At 26.3% G+C, this 4,716-nt stretch carries 6 protein-coding genes; 5 read left to right on the forward strand and 1 reads right to left on the reverse strand.

The annotated features are described in order from the left end of the window. A partial coding sequence (locus BMX60_RS11515) for a transposase (protein ID WP_143055942.1) occupies nt 1-374 on the reverse strand: 374 nt, incomplete at its 3' end. Nucleotides 375-557: 183 nt separating this feature from the next. Here BMX60_RS11515 and BMX60_RS11520 point away from each other — a divergent pair. The 5 genes from BMX60_RS11520 to BMX60_RS11540 form a co-directional block, all read left to right on the forward strand. Beyond that, nucleotides 558-1,427 carry a hypothetical protein gene (locus BMX60_RS11520; protein WP_091351584.1) on the forward strand — a complete coding sequence of 290 codons (870 nt, stop codon included), beginning with the start codon at nt 558-560 and terminating at the stop codon, nt 1,425-1,427. Nucleotides 1,428-1,582: 155 nt separating this feature from the next. Then, nucleotides 1,583-2,077 (forward strand): ABC transporter permease, encoded by a 495-nt coding sequence (locus tag BMX60_RS11525; RefSeq protein ID WP_091351585.1) that lies wholly within the window; start codon nt 1,583-1,585, stop codon nt 2,075-2,077. A 7-nt stretch (nt 2,078-2,084) separates the two neighbouring features. After that, nucleotides 2,085-3,491 (forward strand): ABC transporter permease, encoded by a 1,407-nt coding sequence (locus tag BMX60_RS11530; RefSeq protein WP_091351586.1) that lies wholly within the window; start codon nt 2,085-2,087, stop codon nt 3,489-3,491. A gap of 78 nt (nt 3,492-3,569) precedes the next feature. Further along, a complete protein-coding gene (locus tag BMX60_RS11535; protein ID WP_091351587.1) occupies nt 3,570-4,310 on the forward strand; it encodes a hypothetical protein in 741 nt (246 codons plus the stop codon). 151 nt (nt 4,311-4,461) lie between these two features. Further along, the coding region (locus tag BMX60_RS11540) for a transposase (RefSeq protein ID WP_177159750.1) at nt 4,462-4,716 on the forward strand (255 nt) is incomplete at its 3' end.

Genomic DNA, 4,716 nt, shown 5'->3' on the forward strand with positions numbered 1-4,716 from the left:
AGTTCTTTAAGAATATTAACTTGATTTTTCATGATTTCCTTAAGATAAGAGTTAGATAATTTTTTAATAAATCTCTGAAAAACTGAATATGAAGGCAAAGGCTTAAGAATATTAAAACCACAAAGATGAGCAATGATTAGATTATTTTCTAAAAAATCTTTTAGGTCAGTAATTTTTGCGAACTTCTCACATTTCATAACAATAAAGGCTCTAAAAAGAGCATGTTGAGAATAACCATTAGGACCATATTTAGAAGGAATCTTATCGGGTAATATAGATAAATCAAGGTTTTCAAAGATTTTGGTATAAAAATTGATAAGCTTTTGAGAAGTAAAAAGTTCAATTATATTAAATATTTCTTGACGTTGGTACATAGAGATTTCCTCCTTATTGTTTTTGTATTATGTGTGGTTATATAATATAATTCAACAAAAAGAGAGGAAATCCTATGACATAAATTTGAGTGATAAAAAAATTGTGGCCCTATCGGGCTAGTAAAATCAAGGTCTTTGAGTTATGCTCAAGGCTAGTATAAATAAAAATGGAGGTTATAAAATATGCGTAAAAAAATGTTTGCTATACTTATGGTTGGTATTAGTGTTGTTTTTGCAGTTATAGGATTGCACATATACAATAAAAGGTCACTACTGCCACCAGATGGACTGTATTTTAATATGACAAATGGCTATTTGGCATTTACAAGAGATGAAAAATTAGTAATTCCTTTGTTCGTAACTTCAGTCCATAAGAGAAATGTTAATCCTTTAGAGAATAGTACTTCATTTGCCTTGATAACAGAGTCTGGAAATGAAGTAGAAATATTGTTAGAGAAAGATGAAATACAGAAATTATATGATAGTAAGAATAAATATACCCAAACGGTAATTAATGTGTCTATCAAAGAAGCATCTACTTATTTAGGTGAAAGAGAAGTTTTTACAGCAATTAAATATGTTGATAATAATAAAGTTATAATTAGAAATATTGGTAAAATTATAGTTGATTTTTTAGATCAAAGTAATGATGAAAAAATTGTAATAAATAATAATATGCTTTTTAGAAATTCTGCTATGGAAAAGTTGATATTCGAAATCGATTATGAGATCAAAAATTATTATGATGAAGATCTTTATATAACTGACGTATATTTTGAGATAGAAGGTATAAAAGCAGATTTAGACACAATTACTTATGATGATATAAATGATCTAAAAAAACAAGTTAAGATTGATGTGATTGAGAGTGAAAGTGCAAACAATCAATTTTTATCATATATACTAAAACCGAAGATTTTATGGAAAGTAGGAGAGAATACAGGAATTAATACCGTTAACAATGCAGCAATATATGTTTCATCATCAAATGAAGAAAATTTAATAAAATATTTAAAGGAGTATAATAAAGGACAAAATGATAAAGGTAATTAATTTAACAAAAGAATATTTAGTTGGAAAAGTAAAGGTTTTAGCAGTAGATGATATAACCTACGAGTTCGATAAATGAAGGAATACATTGCAAAATAAGTTCTGTTTTATTTGACTTTGACAATTACTATGAAGTTGAAAAGGAAGCCTTAAAATTATTGGATAATAATTATCAGGTATATTATAAACAAGAAATGATAGAAGAGCTTCATAAAGAGGTATTGCTATATAATATCGTGCTAATAATCGCTGGATTTTTTATATTAATTGCAACAGTTATGACATTAATATCTACCCTTAATATATCATTTAAAGAGAGAATAAAATTTTTTGGATTATTAAAATCTGTTGGATTTAACAATAAGAACATTTTTAGTATTTGCATATTACAGAGTATTATTATTTGCTTAATAGGTAGCTTAGTAGGAACTATTTTATCATTACTAATTAGTAAACATATAGGTCTCTATTTAGCAAAATTATTGATTCTTAGAGACACAGATATGATTAGTAGCGATATATTTGCAGTTAATATAAATCATGCAATGCTGGCAATATTAATTTTATTTTTTACAAGTTTAGTTTCAGCTTTATTGCCTGCAATAAAATGTGCTTATTTAAGCCCTATTGAAGCACTTTCTAGAGAAAAGTAGGTGAAATATGATAATATATGATTATATTGCTTTAGGTCTTAAAAATTTGAAAATTAACTTAATAAGAACGTTTTTAGCAATGTCAATTATTTCAATTGGTGTATTTTTAATATTGATATTTAATGCTATGAATAACACTATGATACAGATAAGAGAAGTTAAAACAGATGCTGAGATTGATTTAAGACAAATAACAATAAATGGTTATAAACTAAACAAATTACCTCAAGGAGAAATTGAAGTAGTTTTTGAAGGTATTGATATACAGGATATGAAGGAAATAAAACAGCTTAACGAAGTTAAGGGTGTGTATCCAAAATATCGTATAATAGACATTTTAACAATAGATTCATTTAATCCCCAATATGGTTTTGATAAATTAGTAATTGGAGGATTAGAAATCTATAGTATAGATTTATGGGGCTTAAATAATGAGTTGGATTTTTTTGATATTGGGAAAATTGAAAGAGAAAAAATTAAAAATCCTGACTTTGAAGCTATTGTTGTAGGCCGTGAATTTGATAGAAATACAAATGAATTTGAAATAATTGTTCCTCATCTATTTTTATATAAGCTAAGTGAATATAATGATAAACCAATATTTGAATTAGTCGATGAATATGTGTCATTATATATTAATGGTATTGAAGTGCCGGTAAAGATAGTAGGGACTTATTCCCATAAAATGAATCCAAACAATTCATGGATTAATGAAACATCTTTAGAAAATTTGTCAATAGAAGACTTATATTATTGTTTTGATTTTGATAAAATATTACTTTTTTTACCAGTTTTTATAAATGAAACATTGGCAAGGGAGATAATTCTTCGTAGCAATTCTCAAACAAGTGAATATAAGTATACCCCACAGGAAGTCATTATAACATTAGAAGACATTTCACAAGTAGAAGAGGTTAGTGAATACATAGAAAGTAATTATAATTATTATGTTAAATCGAAAATATTAGAAGCAAAAATAGCAATAAACTCATTATTTTTTTACAGAAAAGTATTGGGCTTGATAGGTGTATTTATATTAATAATTGCTCTTGTAAGCACAACAAATACAATGTTTATGGTACTTCGTGAACGAGTGCGATATATTGGAATACTTAAATCTTTGGGTTTTAAAAAGCAAGAAGTATTAGCAATATTGTCTGTAGAGTCAATGCTAATAGGTTTCTTTGGGGGTATAATAGGAGTTTTCATAGCATATGTATGTAAATTTTTAATTTCATTGGTTTTAAGAAACATTTTGGCCCAGACGGAAATGTACCAATATGTAATATTTGGCCTTAATAGCAGGTTTGTTGTTTATGCAATAATTGGTAGTACGATAATTGCATTTATTTCTGGAATTGTACCTGCAATAATAGGTTCAAAACTTCAACCATTAGATGCCCTACAAAAATAAATTAGTATATACAATTATTAATTCTATAAGTAGGGGCTAAAGCTATAGCGGATTACAGCATAAATAGGAGTGAATAACTTGACAGAAAATAGATCTAAAATGATTTTTGTTAGTAGTATTTGGGTTTATATTTATAGTATATATAGTTATTTAATAATTAACTCTATCAGGATAAGTGATCTAGAAAAATTTTTTGTTGCTTTATTTGTATTTCCTTTCTTTTTTCTTTACCAGCTTATTGTATATAACTTGTTTAAAGAATATAAGAATAGATTGGTGTATAATGTTTTGTTTATAATAAAATGCTTACTATTTTTGGCTCAACCAATTTTTATTAAGTATATCCCGTTATATTCAAAATACAATCATATATTATTTGTTTTAACAGCAATATGTGTATTTATAATAGATTATCATATTATGAAGTTAAAGAATAAAGTAAACCTTTCAAGTATTCATTTATCAGAAGAAGAAAAAGTAACAATTAAAACAAAAGTTTTCGAAATACTAGAAGCACAAAGATCCACACTATTTCCTGTGTTTTTATTATTTAATCTATACACTATGGGGATTGAAAAAATAGAAATAACGACAATAATTTTTTATGGGTTAATTTTTTGGTTTATATGTTTTAAGAGATTGCATAAAAAAACTTTACTGTTATTAATAACTTTCAGTATATTAGCTTTAATACTTTGGGTGTCTTCATTAGAGTTAGTTGCTTTTGTTGAGGGAATAATAGTATTTTCAATATTAGTTCAAACATATATATTACTAAATAAAATGACAATTTCATGGAAATATTTCAAACAAAAATGAGTTAATACATCTCCTTTGACAATCACTACTAAGTTTATTAAGTTATACTTTTAAAAATTTTGAGAATAGATAATGGAGGAGTAATTTTGAGAGAGCGTAATAAATTACGTGTAATTGGATAATAATACCTCTAAAAAGGAGTTGTCCAATTATGTCAACAAAAAGTAATTTATTAGCCAAGGAATTAGCAAAAGAGTGTCGTAGTGTAGAAGATGTACAAGAACATTTGAAAAATTTATTCAGAGATACTATTCAAGAAATTTTCGAAGCAGAAATGGATGAACATTTAGGTTATAATAAACACTCATCATCTGGTGATCATTCAGGTAACAGTAGAAACGGTTATAACAGAAAAACAATTAAGACAAAGTACGGAGAAACAACCATAGATATTCCGAGAGATCGT

The organism is Anaerobranca gottschalkii DSM 13577, from assembly GCF_900111575.1.
In the GTDB taxonomy this organism is placed as follows: domain Bacteria; phylum Bacillota; class Proteinivoracia; order Proteinivoracales; family Proteinivoracaceae; genus Anaerobranca; species Anaerobranca gottschalkii.